The sequence below is a fragment of the Nostoc sp. NZL genome (genome assembly GCF_015714705.1).
Taxonomy (GTDB): domain Bacteria; phylum Cyanobacteriota; class Cyanobacteriia; order Cyanobacteriales; family Nostocaceae; genus Nostoc; species Nostoc foliaceum_A.
On the sequence record NZ_WBKL01000073.1, the window covers coordinates 1 to 15703 of the forward strand.

The following is a 15703-nucleotide window of genomic DNA, read 5'->3' on the forward strand; positions in this document are numbered from 1 at the left end:
ATTTGGCTACGAACTGTTTTTTCTATACCTTCGAGGTCTATTAACTGACTCTTATCAGCTTCCGAGTACAGTAATGTTGCCAGTTCTTGTAAGCAGGCTTTGATCCGTTCTTGTTTCTCTTGGCTCATAGTCAGCGATCGCACAGGGTTATTTCCTTCTACATTTTCTCAGAAATGGTAAATCTTCCAAAACTGGATGCTCCCGACATTATGGTTCTTTGAAAATTACTCTTTCTTCTGATGCTAAGTTTGAAATATGGGTTTACAGAGCAGCTTGATACTATGTGAAATTTGTGTAATCTAACAAGACCTGTAACTTAGGAGAAATATCTCAGATGGCAAACATTGCATTGATTGTTGGGGCTGGTAGTGGACTCAGTGCATCACTAGCCCGTTTGTTTACAAAAGAAGGTTTCAGCGTCGCTTTAGCAGCACGGCAAATTGATAAGCTGAGTGCATTATCTGATGAGATTGGAGCCGTTAGTTTTGCTGCTGATGCTTCTAAAGTTGATGAAGTTGAACAATTATTCAAGGATGTGGAGCAAAAACTAGGAGTGCCAACGGTAGTTGTGTATAATCCTAGCTGGCGCGTTCGGGGTTCGCTAGTTGAACTTGACCCAGCCGACGTTGCCAAAACACTAGAAATTACTGCGTATGGCGGCTTTTTAGTAGCACAAGCAGCAGCGAAACGGATGCTAAAGTTACGTAAGGGAGCAATTTTATTTACAGGTGCTTCTGCTAGTGTTAAGGGTTATCCTCAGTCTGCGCCGTTTGCAATGGGTAAATTTGCGTTGCGGGGTTTAGCTCAAAGCATTGCGCGTGAACTAGCTCCTCAGAATATCCATGTAGCGCATTTCATAATTGATGGAGCAATTCGTTCTGCAACACGTCAGGAGGCGGATGATCAGCCTGATAGCTTGCTTGATCCGGATGCGTAGGCGTAGCCCGTCGTAGACATCGCTCAAACTTACCTTAACATTCTCCGTCAACCTCGCAGCGCTTGGACATGGGAAGTTGAATTGCGTCCTTGGGTGGAAAAATTTTGATGTCTGATACCTACGGTTAAGTTTTTTCTACTATAGTGCGAGGTGGGGGAATCGAACCCCCAAGCGTCGCTCTTGGTAAGGAACCTCTTTCGTAACTCACGCTGCTCCCAGCACATTTGGGTAGTCACCAGACCTCCGCAGCAACGCTACCCCGCATGAACCGACCGTCGTGTAGACAACAGGTGCAATCATAAGACCTTCTTTAATGTTCATGAAGAACGGAGACCATTGATGCACTGTTGAGCAACCCTTGAGTACTTCTAAAAGCACCCGTATCACCAAGACTTTGGGAAGGCTTAAGCATTTGTCACCCCATGCTTGATTTTATATGAATGTCTATGCTACTCTGCCTTCATCCATAAATTACAGTTACTTGATAAACTAGCCGTAGTTTGTAATTACACAGTGTGCATCAAACGGGAATCACCCCTTATGCCAAAAGATTGGTATGAATGGCACGACCTCTACAACACTGAGCCAAAATTGCAGCAGCGTCTAGAAATCGTGCAGGAATATATTGCTTACAGCTTGAATGCCTCCCCAGATGGCGCTATCCGAATAGTGAGTGTTTGCGCGGGTGATGGACGAGATTTATTAGGAACTTTAAAAAACCACCCCCGTGCGAAGGATGTTTCCGCACGACTGGTTGAAATAAATTCAAATTTAGTTGAGCGTGGACGAGCAACTATAGAGTTTTTGGGTTTAGCCAAGCAGATTGAGTTTATCAATGGTGATGCAACGATCGCCACTAACTATCTAGGAGGAGTACCAGCAAATATTGTGATTGTGTGTGGTGTCTTTGGCAATCTAGCACAGGAAGCTGAACTCAATCGCTTACTAGATAACCTGAGTTTTCTAAGTAAACCGGGTGCTTTTGTCATCTGGACTCGCGGACACTCTAACGGTATTCCGTACTCTGACAATGTGCGAAAAATTTTAAGTGCATCTGGATTTGAGGAAGTTAACTTCAAGCTTACGGGCACGGGAGATATGGGTGTAGGTCTTCATCGATACCTTGGTGAAAACTTGGCTACACCCAAAGAGCAACAGTTATTTGAGTTTTCCGGCATTCCTAGGAAAGCGAAGTAAAAATGTCTATTCAAAACAAAGTATCGAGTTGGGAAGAAGTTTTAGAGACTGCTAGAAAAAATACTTCTGCGCGTAGGGTAAAGAGGCCCGGACAATCTCCTTCTACTGCACCAATTCCCAGCAGTTTAGAAAAACTTCCCCCAAACACACAACCACCAGTCTTGCTTTATCGAGATACTAATTCCTGGTGTCCTTTCTGCGAGAGAGTTTGGTTTGCTCTGGAAGAAAAGGAAATTCCCTTTGCAACGGAGTTTATTGATTTAAGTAATAAACCTAAATGGTACACTGACTTAGTTCCCACAACCCTTGTCCCAGCAGCAAAAATTGAGGGGAACTTAGTATATGAATCCAAAGATATTCTCTTGGCTTTAGAAGAAAAGTATCCTTATCCATCATTACTGCCGGAAAATCCAGAGGAAAACGCTGTTGCTAGGCAGTTACTTGAAGAAGCTGAGACTAATGGTTTTAGAGAGATTGCTTACAAATTCCTCAGAGAAGCACCTGTAGATGCCGATGAATTGGCAAACTTGCAAGCAGCATTTGAGGCGAAGTTAGATGAACTTGAGCAAGCTTTGGCTAAATACCCCGGCCCCTACTTTGTCAGTACATTTAGCTTGCTTGACATCCTGTATAGCCCCCATCTAGATAGATTGGCGGCTAATTTACCTGTATATCGGGGATATCACCTCAAAGGAAATCCTCGCTTTCCTCGCATTAATGCTTGGTTTGATGCACTTAATCAGCGTCCTGCTTATCAAAGGGTGAAATCGGATAATATCACCAACAATTTACTTTTGCGTCGCAGATGGGGTGTAGAACCGATTGGAAATCCTTTACCTCTGGATGTGGCAGATAGTGAGAAAATTCAATATCGAGCCGAAGCAGCTGAGAGATTGAGCGATAATCGGGAAGTTGCGATCGCAGATATTATCAAAAATTCTGGAGTCCAAGCAATAGCCGCAGATGGTGACTTTACCACAGTTAAGGACGCTGTTGATTTTCACCTGCGACAACTAGCTGATTATCTCATTCATGGCAATGGCGAAACCTTACCGGGTGGAAAGACTGGTGGTAAAAATAGCAGCGTTGATCCTATCTTCGCTGCTGTGGGTGCGATCGCTTTCGCGTATTTGAGGAATCGTATTTGCGCTCCTCGTGATATGAGTGCTGGTGCAGCAACGGCGTTTCGCGCTGCGATCGATAAATTGTTGACATCTGTTTATTAATTTTGTGGGCGTTGCTGATTGAATGGATGAATTTGCCTTATGCAGAGACGCAGCGAAAAGTCAGAGCGTTTCTGACTCCTGAATTCTGCTGTACTTTGGAGACTTTATTGAGGAAAAGGAATTGCTAACAGTCCATAGTGAAAATGAACTAGAATTAAATGCTGATGTACTGGTAATTGGTGGTGGCCCTGCCGCAGCATGGGCAGCTTGGGCAGCAGCATCCCAAGGAGTCAAAGTCATCATTGTTGATAAAGGTTTTCTGGGTACAAGCGGTGCTGCTGCTGCTAGTGGTAACGGCATCATGGCTCCGTCTCCAGAGAATTGGGACAAAGTTTTATCGGAGCGTTATCGCGTAGGAAAAAACCTCGCTAACTCACGTTGGATCGAGCGTGTTATCGAAAAAACTTGGCTGAGTTTGCCCTTAGTGGAAAGTTGGGGCTATCGTTTCCCTAAAGAAGATGGGGAATCTGTGCGTCAGAGTTACTATGGCCCTGAATATATGCGGGTACTTCGCAAAAACCTTTTGCGTCTAGGTGTGCAGATTCTCGATCAAAGTCCGGCTCTAGAGCTTTTATTGGCTGACGACGGCTCAGTAGCTGGAGCAAGAGGTGTGCAGAGGCAGCATCATCGTACTTATACTGTTCGTGCTGGTGCAGTAGTCTTAGCGAATGGTGGTTGTGCATTCTTGAGTAAAGCATTAGGTTGCAATACCAATACAGGTGATGGATTGCTGATGGCAGTAGAAGCCGGCGGCGAGCTTTCTAGTATGGAAGCTTCCAATCACTATGCCATTTCGACAGCTTTCAATGCCACTGTAACTAGGGGTGTTCCCTTTGGCTGGGCTAGTTATAGCGATGAAGCAGGCAATGATCTGGGTGGCTATATTAATGGTCGTCGCGATCCATCGTTCCTCCCTAATGCCCTCCTGAAAGGCCCCGTTTATGCTCGTTTGGATCGAGCCACACCGGAAGTTAAAGCAGTGATTGAAAAGTCTCATTTCATCGCTTTTCTACCTTATACCAAAGCTGGTATTGACCCCTATACAGAACGAGTGCCTGTGACACTTATTTTAGAGGGTACAGTTCGTGGTACGGGTGGGATTCGGATTGTGAATGATAATTGCGCTACAAAAGTTCCTGGACTCTACGCTGCTGGTGATGCAGCATCGCGGGAGTTTTTAGCCGGTTTAGCTTCTGGAGGTGGTGGCCCTAATGCTGCCTGGGCAATCTCTACAGGACAATGGGCTGGAGTTGGGGCAGCAGACTTTGCTAAGAGTCTGGGCGCTCATGCAAATGAACGGGTTGCGCGTCCTGCTGGTCAAGTGGGATTGCGATCATCACCCTCACCCACTTCTGAAACATTCGATAGTGAGGCGATCGTGCATGGTGTACAAGCCCAGATGTTCCCGTTGGAGAAGAATTACTTGCGTTCTGAACAGGGACTTTTGGATTCTCTAGCTAAATTAGAAACGCTGTGGCAGCAAGTACAAGGAAACCCGAAACAAGATACAGTGCGCGATGTGGAATTCTCTCGGCGAGCGGCTGCTCTGACGGCTGTAGCACGATGGGCATATTTTAGCGCGTTACATCGCACCGAAACGCGCAGCGAACATATTCGCATAGACTATCCCGAAACCGATCCAAATCAGCGTTATTACCAAGCAACAGGTGGCTTAGATAAGCTTTGGGTGAGGCGTGATTGGATTACGGATGCGATGTCTGACGACAAGCCGCAAAGCGTCTACGCTACACCACCAGTAATTACCACTCAAACCACACCTACTGTATCAAAGTTGTAGCAGGAGCATATCATGATCGAGCTTGTCAGCCATAAACTCTGTATTAATTGCAATTTGTGCGTCCAAGTCTGTCCTACCAATGTCTTTGACTCCGTACCCAACCAGCCACCTGCGATCGCCCGCAAGGAAGACTGTCAAACTTGTTTCATGTGTGAGGCTTATTGTCCTGCGGATGCACTCTATGTTGCGCCTGAATCTCATACCCATGTTGCAGTCAATGAGGATGATTTAATTGAAAGTGGCATCATGGGTGAATATCGTAGCCTCTTGGGTTGGGGATATGGTAGAAAAAACAATAGTGAATTGGATACGGCTCATAAACTGCGCCAATTACCGCGTCCTTATCAAAGTTAATTTGGACTCTCTAAAGCACTTTTTGTTGTAGTTCTGGAAATACTTTAGAGACTTTATTCAAAAGATAATCGCCATAAGTCCCGCGAAATTCGTGGACACTAGCTTTATCCCAGCGATCGCTTTTATCATCATTCACTACTACATCCTTCAATTCAATGGGTTTGACTTCAACGTTGAAATTGGGATCAAAGAAAAAGGGAAATGATAGGCGATTACTTGTTGATAGGTTCTGAACGCGGTGTGGTGTTGAGCGATACAGTCCTTGTGTCATGCGATCGAGCATATCCCCAATGTTGCACACAAATGAACCAGGAATAGGAGGTGCATCTATCCAACCAGACTTTGATTTAATTTGTAATCCGCCAACATTATCTTGTTTGAGTATAGTTAATACTCCGTAATCCGTATGTTCGCCAACGCCCCATTTAGATAATGATGAATTAGGAGGGTAATTGAAAATCCGAAATAATATTAATGGATCTTTTGTATAACGGTCAGTAAAATAGGATTTTTCTAACTCCAAACTTAGAGCAATACCAGCCATTAGGGTGTGTCCGAGTTTGGTCATTGAGTCTATATAATCCAGCACTGTTTCCCTAAATTGGGGAATGTTGGATGGAAAGAGATTGCGACCGTGCATTGGTACACCAGCTTTCACGAGTGGGTGATTTTCTTCTAGTTCTGTACCGAAGTAAATACCTTCTTTTAAGTCAGGTCTACCTGATGTCAATTCCTTACCCACGGGGAAATATCCTCGCCATGCTCTACCACCAAGAGCCATACGAATTTTCTGTTTAGTTTTTTCATCCTGAGCGAAGAACTGTTGACTAAGATGTTCTAGTTTCTCTTGTAATTTTTCATCAACTCCATGTCCGACGATATAAAAGAAACCGTAATCTTGGCACGCTTGCCTAATTTGGTCTGCAACTACTTTAGAATAGTTGCTAGTTTGGGAAATTAGCGCACTAATATCAATTATGGGAACTTGTGAAAACTCTTTATCTACATCTTGTAAGATTGTCATGCTCAGGTTCTCCTAGTTTTGCGTAGACTAATATCTAGGCTACACAAAAAATTATATCGATAACTATAATCTTGAGTGTGGCGATCGCTAACTTTAGTCAGGTGCTTAGATAAAGTATTGTGAGTATAAATTTGTAAACTTTACTTTAAATACGATAATTTGGTAGATATGCAGTAGTATCATCTAAATAATTCTCATTATTTCTGCAAGTAACAATAATTTCCCAAAAAGGGAGTAATTTATTGTTGAATATCAATTGCGTAAAAATCTTGACAATTTAAGAACAAACATAATCCAGATATATGCGGTACAATCAGCTAGGTAATAGTGACCTAAAAGTTTCAGAGATTTGCCTTGGTACAATGACTTATGGGCAGCAAAATACTATTGAAGAAGCCCATCAGCAGCTATATTATGCCATTAAACAGGGAATCAACTTCATTGATGCGGCTGAGATGTATCCAGTACCAACCAGTGCTGAAACCTATGGCCTAACCGAAACTTATATTGGAGAATGGTTAAAACATCAACAGCGAGATCAACTAATAGTTGCGACTAAAATTGCGGGGCCTGGTCGCGGCTTTAAATGGTTACGTGATGGAGCTAAAGCCATTGATCGGGACAATATCAAACAAGCTGTAGATGATAGTCTGAAAAGATTGCAGACAGACTATATTGATTTATATCAAATCCATTGGCCGGATCGTTATGTACCACGATTTGGACAAACAGTTTTTGACCCTAATCAAGCCGGGGAAACAGTTCCCATCACTGAACAACTAGAAGTTTTTGCCGATGTCATCAATGCAGGGAAAATTCGCTATATCGGCTTAAGTAATGAAACTCCTTGGGGCGTTGCACAATTTAGTCATGCAGCTAAACAATTAGGATTACCTAAAGTTGTCTCGATTCAAAATGCCTACAATTTACTCAATCGAATTTTTGATGGTGCGCTTGCAGAAGCAGTTTATTACGAAAACGTTCCTTTACTAGCTTATAGTCCTTTAGGATTTGGCTATTTAACTGGTAAATACCTCAACGGTAAACCAGAGAAAGCAAGAGTTACTTTATTTGAAAACTTTGGTCAGCGATATTTAAAACCAAATGTTAGCAAAGCAGTAGCAGCTTATGTAGAAATTGCCAAACGCCATCAACTAAGTCCTGCACAATTAGCGATCGCATTTGTGCGGAGTCGTTGGTTTGTTGCTAGTACGATTATTGGTGCTACCACCCTAGAACAACTCAAAGAGAATATAGAAAGCATCAATGTAGTTCTTGATAAAGATATCTTGGCTGAATTGGATTCAGTTCATACTCAATATCCGAATCCAGCACCATAGGAGTGCTGATCTATCAGAAAACTATAGATCCCCGACTTCTCGAAGAAGTCGGGGATCTGAATAAAGCAAATGTGTAGAAAATTATGACGATCGCAACAGCATTAGTTGACCAAAATACTATTCGTCGCCGTGGTACTGGTTTAAGAGCTTATAATCCTGACAAAGCATTCAAGGGTTATACACTTTTTACACCACTTACAGGTAAGGGAGAAGTATATCTTCTGAACCTAGAAGGAGAAGTAGTACATCAATGGAATTTGCCATATTCACCGGGTTTATATGGTTATCTTTTACCTAATGGCAACCTTTTTTATAATGGTAAAACACTAGATATTCCGCCACATTTCCCTTTGTGGGCTGCCTTTAAAGGTGGCGTTGTCTTAGAAGCAGATCCCAAGGGAAATATTATTTGGGAGTATAAACATCCAGATCATCATCACGACGGGCGCAGACTACGCAACGGGAACACGATTTTATTAGCTATTGAAAAGATACCTCAGTCTTTGATTCCCCGTATCAAAGGTGGTGTACCGGGCACAGAAGCAGACGGTGATATCTATGCTGATGTGCTTTACGAAGTTACTCCTGGGGGTGAAATTGTTTGGACTTGGCACGCCCATGAACACTTAGATCCAGATATTTTTACTATCACTCCCCAAGATCAACGACACGAATGGACTCATGGCAATACTGTAGGCGAACTCGCTGACGGCAATATTATAGTCAGTTTCCGCAACATCTCTTCCGTCGTAATTATCGATCGCCAAACAGGAGAGATTATCTGGACACTTGGAGATGACGTATTAGCACAGCAACACTTTCCTAACGAATTAGCTAACGGCAATATCCTAATTTTTGACAATGGCGCACATCGCCGTCATACTGCTCTCAATTTCTCTCGTGTGATTGAAGTAAGCCGTCAAACTAAACAGATAGTTTGGCAATACACTGACAATCCACCTCAAAATTTCTTCAGTTCGTATATATCAGGCGCACAGCGTCTAGCGAATGGCAACACTTTAATTACAGAAGGTGCTTTCGGTCGCATATTTGAGGTGACAGTTACAGGAGAGATTGTTTGGGAATATGTCAATCCTCACTTTGCGGCGAGGAATCTTGGTGAGAAGTCAGCAGTAGCTAGTGGAGAACAAAATTCAGTATTCCGCGCTTTTCGTTATGCGCCTGAAGAAGTGCCTTGGCTCTAGTTCAATTTTAGATTTTTGATTGAATTAATTTCCAAAGCTCATAAACCAATCCTATTTATACAGGAACATCAACATGGCTGAAATCAAGATATATAGTGCAGTCGTTTGCCCTTATGCTCACCGTTCGCGTTTGGTATTGCAAGAAAAAGGCATCGACTTTGACTTGATTGAGATTAATTTGCAGAATAACCCTCTTCTGTCACTCTCCGAGAGGACAATCTCTAGAAGCCATATCAGTCAATCAATACAAGCTATCCTATTACAGAAACTTAGTTATTGTATTTGTTATTAGGAAAAAATCTTGCGATCGCTTCGTATACAAAAGCTCTAGAATTCACAAATGGCAAAAGTTTTCGGAGAGTGACAGAAGAGGGATAAACCGGAGGGATTTACAGATATTTCTCCTTATGGAAAAGTACCAGCAATTGTACATGGTGAGCATAGAGTTTGGGAATCGGCAGTAATTAACGAATATCTCAACGAAGTATTTCCAAATCCGCCGCTTTTGCCTAGCAGTCCCATTGCTAAAGCACAAGCTCGCATCTGGATTGATTTTGCTAATACTCGATTCGTTCCAGCTTTTTCTACTCTCTTGCGTAGTCCTGAAATCCAACAGCAAGAAGCAGCTAAACAAGAACTATACAAACATCTGGAATTTATCGAGAATGAAGCTTTTGGGAAGTTATCAGGAGACGGCCCTTACTGGTTTGGCGAATCCGTCAGTCTGGTTGATTTCACCTTTTACCCCTGGTTTGAGCGTTGGGCTGCACTGAAGCACCATCGAGGCTTTGCACTACCAGAAGAATTTACTCGTCTACGTCAATGGAAAAAGGCTTTAAAACAACGTGATTCTGTGGTAGCGATCGCTAATAGCAAGGAGTTTTACATAGAGCGATATGCTAGGTTTGCTACCCCTGTTGCTGCCTAGTACTGCTTTTTGGTAGTCACAAGAATTGTATCTTTCCCTAAGTTTTCGCCGCCCAAAATCTTTTTGGGCGGCGAAAAACTAAAGATACTGGAGAAACTATGAATTTAGGTATAATCGCAAGTCTGCTATAAATTGGGCAACTTATATCCTGGGGGAAAATTAGCTAGATAGTAGTGAATCTTCTGTCACCAAGCTTGATCTGCGGAAATAGGAAGCAGAATTGAGTCCCATTGCGTTGCAATGTTGAGTGCACTTGCGGCAAATAGTAGCACAGAATATCATTGTGGCATCGCTGCTCATTTGTTCACAAGCTATGGCGGTGCGATCGCAAATTTGGGCGCACAAACTACAGGTGTTTCCCATAAACTCAGAACCATCATTAATCATGTTGACGCACATCATGCACATTTCTGCACAGTCCCGCAACATGGACATCATAGCCATATCCATGTATCTACCACCCTGACTCTTGCAGTATTTGAGGGTATCAATGCAAGTAGTTTGGCATTTAATAGAGATTTGTTTGCAAGCTTCCATTTCAGTGAGTATAGATTCGGTTGTCATCATAGAAATAGTCTCCTTGTTGTCGCCGTTAGTGGTGTGGCTGACCTAATTAGCAAGGTAAAACTTTATTTTTGAGAAATCAATAGATTCTGGAGTTCTAGCAATTTGAAGGCCCCTATACCTATATGCTTGACGTAAATTAAGCGGCTTTTCATATTTCATTAGGAGCTAATTAGCTAAAAGCCTTACTTATTAAGGACTGAGACTCTTTTGTTCGTTATAGCGAATTACTTAATATCCAGAATTGACTGTCGTTTGTTTGATTTGTCGGCCTACTAGATCGAAAAACAGTTGAGAGATAATACCACTTTGATTTCCTAGCTTATAAACCGTCAAAGCTTTATCTAATAAAGAATATAGCTATATTCTTAATTGAAAAAACTCATTAGTTGAAAAAATGCTATGAGTATATTTTCTTATATTTCAGTAATGTCAAATTTTCATGACTTTGTTAAGCCATAGTTCATCATGTAGTGGTGGCTTTGGGAATCCGAAGGACATTCTGACTGAACTTAATTGAATTAAGGATGTTGCTGAATTTGAATATAAACCTCATCTATGTTGAAACCTAGAGTTTTTTAAAAGATATATTTATGTAGGTTGGGTTGCGTTTCACTCCACCCAACCTACAAAACTACGGTTCTCAAGGTAGACGAGGTTTAGGACTAATGTTTGATTTCTGAAAAAGCTCGGTACAGATCGAAAAGCCTAATTCCCTACTCCCTACTCCCCACTCCCCGCCCACATAGATAATTTCAAAAATCAAATACGATTCCTATATGATTTTCCAAAATGTACTTGCCTTTTACAGTTAACCATGCAACACTGCTATACTATGAGCAAAATACTAAATATCTACCGACTTGCAGTAGTTAACTTAGGCTAATCTTGCCACTACCAAGATAGTTTTTTTGTAAAAGTGCTTGCTCAGTAAGGATTTAAGATTAAGCAGACTCAACAGAACTTAAGGAGAAGCAGTGTTAATTCAAAAATGTTGTTGCCCATCTAACTGAAAAATCACTGATTTAAGCCCTTACTCTCTGCGCGAGACTAGCTCATGTTTTCAATCAGCAATGCCAAGGATTAAATCTTGGGAATTGGGCGAACTATACCTCCTCGTGTCGCAACTGAATCCTAACTTCAGCGTGTTCCAATTCCCATTTCCTCATCCATACTCACCATAAGGAGAAAAATAGATAATGGTGCAACTATTAGTTAAAGAAGAATCCAAACATTGGATTAATGTTGCTACTTCTTTATCTACGGAATTGGCAGCCACCGCAGTAGAAAGAGATAACAAAGCAGGGCTGCCAGATATAGAAATCCAACGGTTGCGAGAAACTGGTTTACTACCTTTGGTTGTACCAAAAGAGTATGGTGGTATTGGTGCGACTTGGGCAGAAGCTTTAAAAATAGTCCAAGAACTCTCGAAAGCAGACGGTTCAATTGGACAGTTGTATGGCAACCATCTGAATTTAACTGCCTTGGCTCATGTTTCGGGAACACCACAGCAAAAGGAAAGATATTATCGGGAAACCGCCCAGAAAAATTTATTTTGGGCTAACGCCATCAACACTAGAGATACAAGGCTGAAAATTACCGCAGAAGGTGAAAATTTTCGTGTTCATGGGATCAAAAGTTTTGGTACAGGTGTCGCCATTGCAGATTTCCGCGTTTTCGCTGCCATTCAAGATAATGTGGAACTACCGTTAGTATTCATAATCCCCGAAAATAGGGCTGGTGTCGCTTCTAATCAAGACTGGGACAACATTGGGCAAAGGCGCACAGATAGCGATACATTCACTTTTTACGATGTTTTGGTAAAAACAGATGAAATTTTGGGATATCCTCATCCTCCTGATGGTGCTTTTAGTACATTTTTGGGAATCATCGCCCAGCTGACGAAAACTTATGTTTACTTGGGAATTGCTGAAGGAGCATTGGCGACTGCCAAACAATACACTGTTACTCAAACAAAACCTTGGATTACGTCTGGTGTCGATAGTGCTACTCAAGACCCCTATATTTTGAATCACTATGGAAACTTGTGGGCAGAACTGCAAGCAGCAATTAGTTTAGCTGACAAAGCTGCTACCCAGGTACAACAAGCATGGGACAAAGAAGTTAACCTGACTTTTAAAGAAAGGGGAGAAGCAGCAGTTTCTGTTTTTGCAGCCAAGGCTTTTGCTACTCGCGTTGGCTTGAATCTCACCACAGGTATTTTTGAAGTTATGGGGACTCGTTCTACAGGGAGTAAATACGGCTTTGACCGTTACTGGCGAGATTTACGCACTTTCACGCTTCATGACCCTATAGATTATAAATTGCGCGATATTGGCAATTGGGTACTGAATGAACAATTACCCATAATCACGCAATATTCCTAAAGTTTCCGCCACAGTAGACCTCAAATCGGTTGCTTAAGGTGGGTAAAACCACCTTAATTCCTTTTTTTTAATTGCGGATTTAGTTAAGTAAATAGACCAAATCTCATACATTCGCCATTTGGCGGTAGCGTTGCGTAGCAAAGAGTAGGCGCAGAAGCGCAGATATATACAGTTATGAATCAGAGAAAATCCAAAATTAACGTGAGTGCAGCTAGTAGACGAGCTTTTTTGTTACATACTGGTATCTTTACTGTAAGTGGTGTTGTAGCAGGGGCGGTGGGTTTAAAGTTTTCTGCTCAAAAAGGTCAGGCACAAGAGCAGGTATCTTCTGCTAAGAACAAGTTTACAGAAAAGGCTTATCGCATACGTGTTGCCTCAGCCGAGGCTAATCGTCAAATTCCCATTGCGTCCAATCCTACTAATGGCGATGAGGAACGGTATCCTAATAAGATTGGCTCTGATACTAGAGGACTACCACACAACAAACAGAGTGAGGTTGATCTCAAAGCCTATGAATCTTTGACTAAAGCCGTAACAACCCATGATCATGATGACTTTGAAAAGGTGATTTTGGGTGGCACTAGAAAATTGATTAATGCTCAGGGGCCTCTCGCAGTCAGTTTAGAAGGATGTCATGGAGTGCAGGTAGCAGTGCCGCCGCCACCAACTTTAGCTAGTTCAGAACGAGCTGTAGAAGCTGTTGAACTGTATTGGCAAGCCTTATTGCGGGACGTACCTTTTCACAAACTACAGAACAACACCGACGAACCTCTGGTTTTGGCAGCTGTTGAAGAACTTAATCAGCTTTCAACATTCAAAGGGCCAAAACAAAATGGACGTGTCACCCCTCAAACCCTGTTTCGTGGTACTGTCACCTACGTTGATCAAAATGACAAATCTGGCAGGACAGCAAAACACGTAACTCCTCCAGGGGTATTAGTAGGGCCTCACATCTCCCAGTTTGCATTGCTAAATATTCCTTGGGGCGTTCAGTTTATTCCCCCTGTGATTCGGACGGCTTTACCTGGAAATGATTTCCTCACTGATTATGAAGAATGGCTGAATGTGCAGAATGGCGGTACTCCTAAAGCTATTAAGTATGACCCAGTACGCCGTTACATATCGACAATTCGTGACTTATCAGAATTTTCCCATGCACCAGGCGCAGCATTTTCTGGCGCTACTCTCATTTTGGGTAGTAGTCCCAAAGCTAACGACCCTTTGAGTAGTGGAATTGGCGCACCCTTTAATTCAGGTAATCCCTTTGTTAAATCAAAAACCCAACAGGGGGGCAATGGGTCATTTGCCATCGGACATTTAGAAGCCTTAGTGTATTTGGGTAGATCTCGCGCTATTAGAGCTGCATACTGGCAGAAGTTTTATGTACACCGCACTCTGCGTCCAGAAGCTTATGGTGGGCTAGTTCATAACAACATTGTCAATAAAACTGAATATCCGACTCATAGAGATATATTAAATTCCCAAGCTTTGGCCCGGAGTTTTAGTAAATTTGGTTCCTATCTCTTACCGCATGGATATCCAGAAGGCGCACCCATTCATTCATCTTACGTTGGTGGTGCAGCTGCGATCGCTGGTGTCAGTGCCACATTGTTAAAAGCATACTTTGACGAAGATTTTGTCATCCCCAATCCCGTAATCCCTGATCCTAATGACCCCACTAAAGTGATTCCCTACAAAGGAGAGCCTTTAACCGTGGGTGGAGAATTGAACAAACTAGCAGCTAATTACACCCTTGGCCGTGGTCATGGTGGTATTCACTGGCGTACAGATGGTTCTGCTGGCATAGCTTTGGGTGAAGCAATTGCTATTAGTATCCTAAAAGATGAGAGGTTAGGTTACAACGAAAAATTCAATGGCTTCACATTCACAAAATTTGATGGAACAAAAGTCACAGTTTAAATCTTTTGTTTGACAACGTATTTAATAATTCAATGTGGATTAATTCATGAAAGATTTCAAAAAAAAATTTGTATCCTGGAAAAACCAACGCCTCACTCGTCGTCACGCCTTATTTGCTTTTGGCTACAGTTTAGTATTATCTACCACAATATTTAGTTGCAGTAATTCACCAAATAATTCTCAGCAACAATCAGCTTCACCGACTTCTAATGTAGCTAGTAGTAATACTACTGCCAATAAAGTAATTAGAATTGTCCGCTCTAAACAACTGACTGCCCTAGCTGTCTTAGAAGAAAAAGGTATTCTAGCAGAACGATTAAAACCTTTAGGGTATAGGGTAGAGTGGCCAGAATTTGCTGCCGGACCACAACAATTAGAAGCTTTAAATGCAGGCGCACTTGATATTGCCTCTACAGCAGAATCTCCTCCTGTTTTCTCTCAAGCAGCCGGAGCACCTCTTGTATATCTAGCGGCTAACTCTGGGAGCATCTCACCTTTGCAAATACAGGTATAATTTTGGGAAAAAAGTTACACTGGCAACAAGAGCGGCAAGTGCAATTACTATGAACCCTGAAGACTTCAAACGTTTGGAAACCTGTTTGCAGGAAGCAGCAGAAATTCTTTATCGGAATACGCCAACAGAAGAGTTGACAAGCTTTGAGAGTATAGAAAAAGCAGTAAGGACAAAGATGCTAGAGCAAGTCAGTCCAAAAATTGCTTTTTTTTTATCAAACAAGTCACAGGAACAGAACTTGGCAGAAAACGAGTAGTCAAGAGCATTGTGGGTAAAATAATAATCACACAGAAACAGGCACAAGTGTTG

Annotated in this window: 14 protein-coding genes and 3 pseudogenes; 15 read left to right on the forward strand and 2 right to left on the reverse strand. The window is 42.2% G+C overall.

The genetic code is table 11. The features are described 5' to 3' along the window. Window positions 1-128: pseudogene (locus tag F8R90_RS10900) on the reverse strand (ISKra4 family transposase); the annotation flags it as partial. Between the two features lie 206 nt (window positions 129-334). On the opposite strand from F8R90_RS10900, the gene F8R90_RS10905 reads away from it, so the two are divergent. The 5 genes from F8R90_RS10905 to F8R90_RS10925 all read left to right on the forward strand — a co-directional run bounded on the left by F8R90_RS10905 (window position 335) and on the right by F8R90_RS10925 (window position 5512). Beyond that, on the forward strand, window positions 335-937 hold the full coding sequence (locus F8R90_RS10905) for an SDR family NAD(P)-dependent oxidoreductase (RefSeq protein WP_230966243.1): 603 nt from the start codon (window positions 335-337) through the stop codon (window positions 935-937). A 540-nt stretch (window positions 938-1477) separates the two neighbouring features. After that, window positions 1478-2134 (forward strand): class I SAM-dependent methyltransferase family protein, encoded by a 657-nt coding sequence (locus tag F8R90_RS10910; RefSeq protein WP_196510752.1) that lies wholly within the window; start codon window positions 1478-1480, stop codon window positions 2132-2134. A 2-nt stretch (window positions 2135-2136) separates the two neighbouring features. Next, a complete protein-coding gene (locus F8R90_RS10915) occupies window positions 2137-3360 on the forward strand; it encodes a glutathione S-transferase family protein (RefSeq protein ID WP_196510753.1) in 1224 nt (407 codons plus the stop codon). A 121-nt stretch (window positions 3361-3481) separates the two neighbouring features. Further along, the gene (locus F8R90_RS10920; RefSeq protein WP_230966244.1) at window positions 3482-5158 is read left to right on the forward strand and encodes an FAD-dependent oxidoreductase; all 1677 of its coding nucleotides are present in this window, start codon (window positions 3482-3484) and stop codon (window positions 5156-5158) included. A 12-nt stretch (window positions 5159-5170) separates the two neighbouring features. Beyond that, window positions 5171-5512 (forward strand): 4Fe-4S binding protein, encoded by a 342-nt coding sequence (locus F8R90_RS10925; RefSeq protein WP_196510754.1) that lies wholly within the window; start codon window positions 5171-5173, stop codon window positions 5510-5512. 10 nt (window positions 5513-5522) lie between these two features. On the opposite strand, the gene F8R90_RS10930 is transcribed toward F8R90_RS10925, so the two are convergent. Continuing rightward, window positions 5523-6536, reverse strand: a complete 1014-nt coding sequence (locus tag F8R90_RS10930) for an isopenicillin N synthase family dioxygenase (protein WP_196510755.1) — start codon at window positions 6534-6536, stop codon at window positions 5523-5525. Window positions 6537-6838: 302 nt separating this feature from the next. Between F8R90_RS10930 and F8R90_RS10935 the strand changes: the two genes are divergently transcribed. From F8R90_RS10935 to F8R90_RS10975, 10 genes and pseudogenes are all read left to right on the forward strand, one after another. Beyond that, a complete protein-coding gene (locus tag F8R90_RS10935) occupies window positions 6839-7876 on the forward strand; it encodes an NADP(H)-dependent aldo-keto reductase (RefSeq protein ID WP_196510756.1) in 1038 nt (345 codons plus the stop codon). Between the two features lie 83 nt (window positions 7877-7959). Then, window positions 7960-9081, forward strand: coding sequence for an aryl-sulfate sulfotransferase (locus F8R90_RS10940; RefSeq protein ID WP_196510757.1), 1122 nt, complete (start codon window positions 7960-7962; stop codon window positions 9079-9081). A gap of 73 nt (window positions 9082-9154) precedes the next feature. Beyond that, complete coding sequence (locus F8R90_RS32810; protein ID WP_230966245.1) at window positions 9155-9373, forward strand: glutathione S-transferase N-terminal domain-containing protein; 219 nt, start codon at window positions 9155-9157, stop codon at window positions 9371-9373. Window positions 9374-9460: 87 nt separating this feature from the next. Further along, window positions 9461-9571: pseudogene (locus tag F8R90_RS33420) on the forward strand (glutathione S-transferase family protein); the annotation flags it as partial. A gap of 15 nt (window positions 9572-9586) precedes the next feature. Further along, window positions 9587-10009: a glutathione S-transferase family protein gene (locus F8R90_RS10950; protein ID WP_230966246.1), complete on the forward strand. Its 423-nt coding sequence runs from the start codon at window positions 9587-9589 to the stop codon at window positions 10007-10009. Between the two features lie 240 nt (window positions 10010-10249). Further along, window positions 10250-10648, forward strand: coding sequence for a hypothetical protein (locus tag F8R90_RS33680; protein ID WP_196510758.1), 399 nt, complete (start codon window positions 10250-10252; stop codon window positions 10646-10648). A 1124-nt stretch (window positions 10649-11772) separates the two neighbouring features. Next, window positions 11773-12960: an acyl-CoA dehydrogenase family protein gene (locus F8R90_RS10960; protein WP_196510759.1), complete on the forward strand. Its 1188-nt coding sequence runs from the start codon at window positions 11773-11775 to the stop codon at window positions 12958-12960. Between the two features lie 174 nt (window positions 12961-13134). Beyond that, a complete protein-coding gene (locus F8R90_RS10965) occupies window positions 13135-14880 on the forward strand; it encodes a vanadium-dependent haloperoxidase (RefSeq protein ID WP_196510760.1) in 1746 nt (581 codons plus the stop codon). 46 nt (window positions 14881-14926) lie between these two features. Next, window positions 14927-15361, forward strand: a pseudogene (locus tag F8R90_RS10970) (aliphatic sulfonate ABC transporter substrate-binding protein); the annotation flags it as partial. 82 nt (window positions 15362-15443) lie between these two features. After that, window positions 15444-15650, forward strand: coding sequence for a hypothetical protein (locus tag F8R90_RS10975; RefSeq protein ID WP_196510761.1), 207 nt, complete (start codon window positions 15444-15446; stop codon window positions 15648-15650). Window positions 15651-15703 lie beyond the last annotated feature (53 nt).

Coding starts and splice junctions, on each gene's coding strand:
- F8R90_RS10905 (WP_230966243.1), top strand. CDS start 335: ATGGCAAACATTGCATTGATTGTTGGGGCTGGTAGTGGACTCAGTGCA.
- F8R90_RS10910 (WP_196510752.1), top strand. CDS start 1,478: ATGCCAAAAGATTGGTATGAATGGCACGACCTCTACAACACTGAGCCA.
- F8R90_RS10915 (WP_196510753.1), top strand. CDS start 2,137: ATGTCTATTCAAAACAAAGTATCGAGTTGGGAAGAAGTTTTAGAGACT.
- F8R90_RS10925 (WP_196510754.1), top strand. CDS start 5,171: ATGATCGAGCTTGTCAGCCATAAACTCTGTATTAATTGCAATTTGTGC.
- F8R90_RS10930 (WP_196510755.1), bottom strand. CDS start 6,536: ATGACAATCTTACAAGATGTAGATAAAGAGTTTTCACAAGTTCCCATA.
- F8R90_RS10935 (WP_196510756.1), top strand. CDS start 6,839: ATGCGGTACAATCAGCTAGGTAATAGTGACCTAAAAGTTTCAGAGATT.
- F8R90_RS10940 (WP_196510757.1), top strand. CDS start 7,960: ATGACGATCGCAACAGCATTAGTTGACCAAAATACTATTCGTCGCCGT.
- F8R90_RS32810 (WP_230966245.1), top strand. CDS start 9,155: ATGGCTGAAATCAAGATATATAGTGCAGTCGTTTGCCCTTATGCTCAC.
- F8R90_RS33680 (WP_196510758.1), top strand. CDS start 10,250: ATGTTGAGTGCACTTGCGGCAAATAGTAGCACAGAATATCATTGTGGC.
- F8R90_RS10960 (WP_196510759.1), top strand. CDS start 11,773: ATGGTGCAACTATTAGTTAAAGAAGAATCCAAACATTGGATTAATGTT.
- F8R90_RS10965 (WP_196510760.1), top strand. CDS start 13,135: ATGAATCAGAGAAAATCCAAAATTAACGTGAGTGCAGCTAGTAGACGA.
- F8R90_RS10975 (WP_196510761.1), top strand. CDS start 15,444: ATGAACCCTGAAGACTTCAAACGTTTGGAAACCTGTTTGCAGGAAGCA.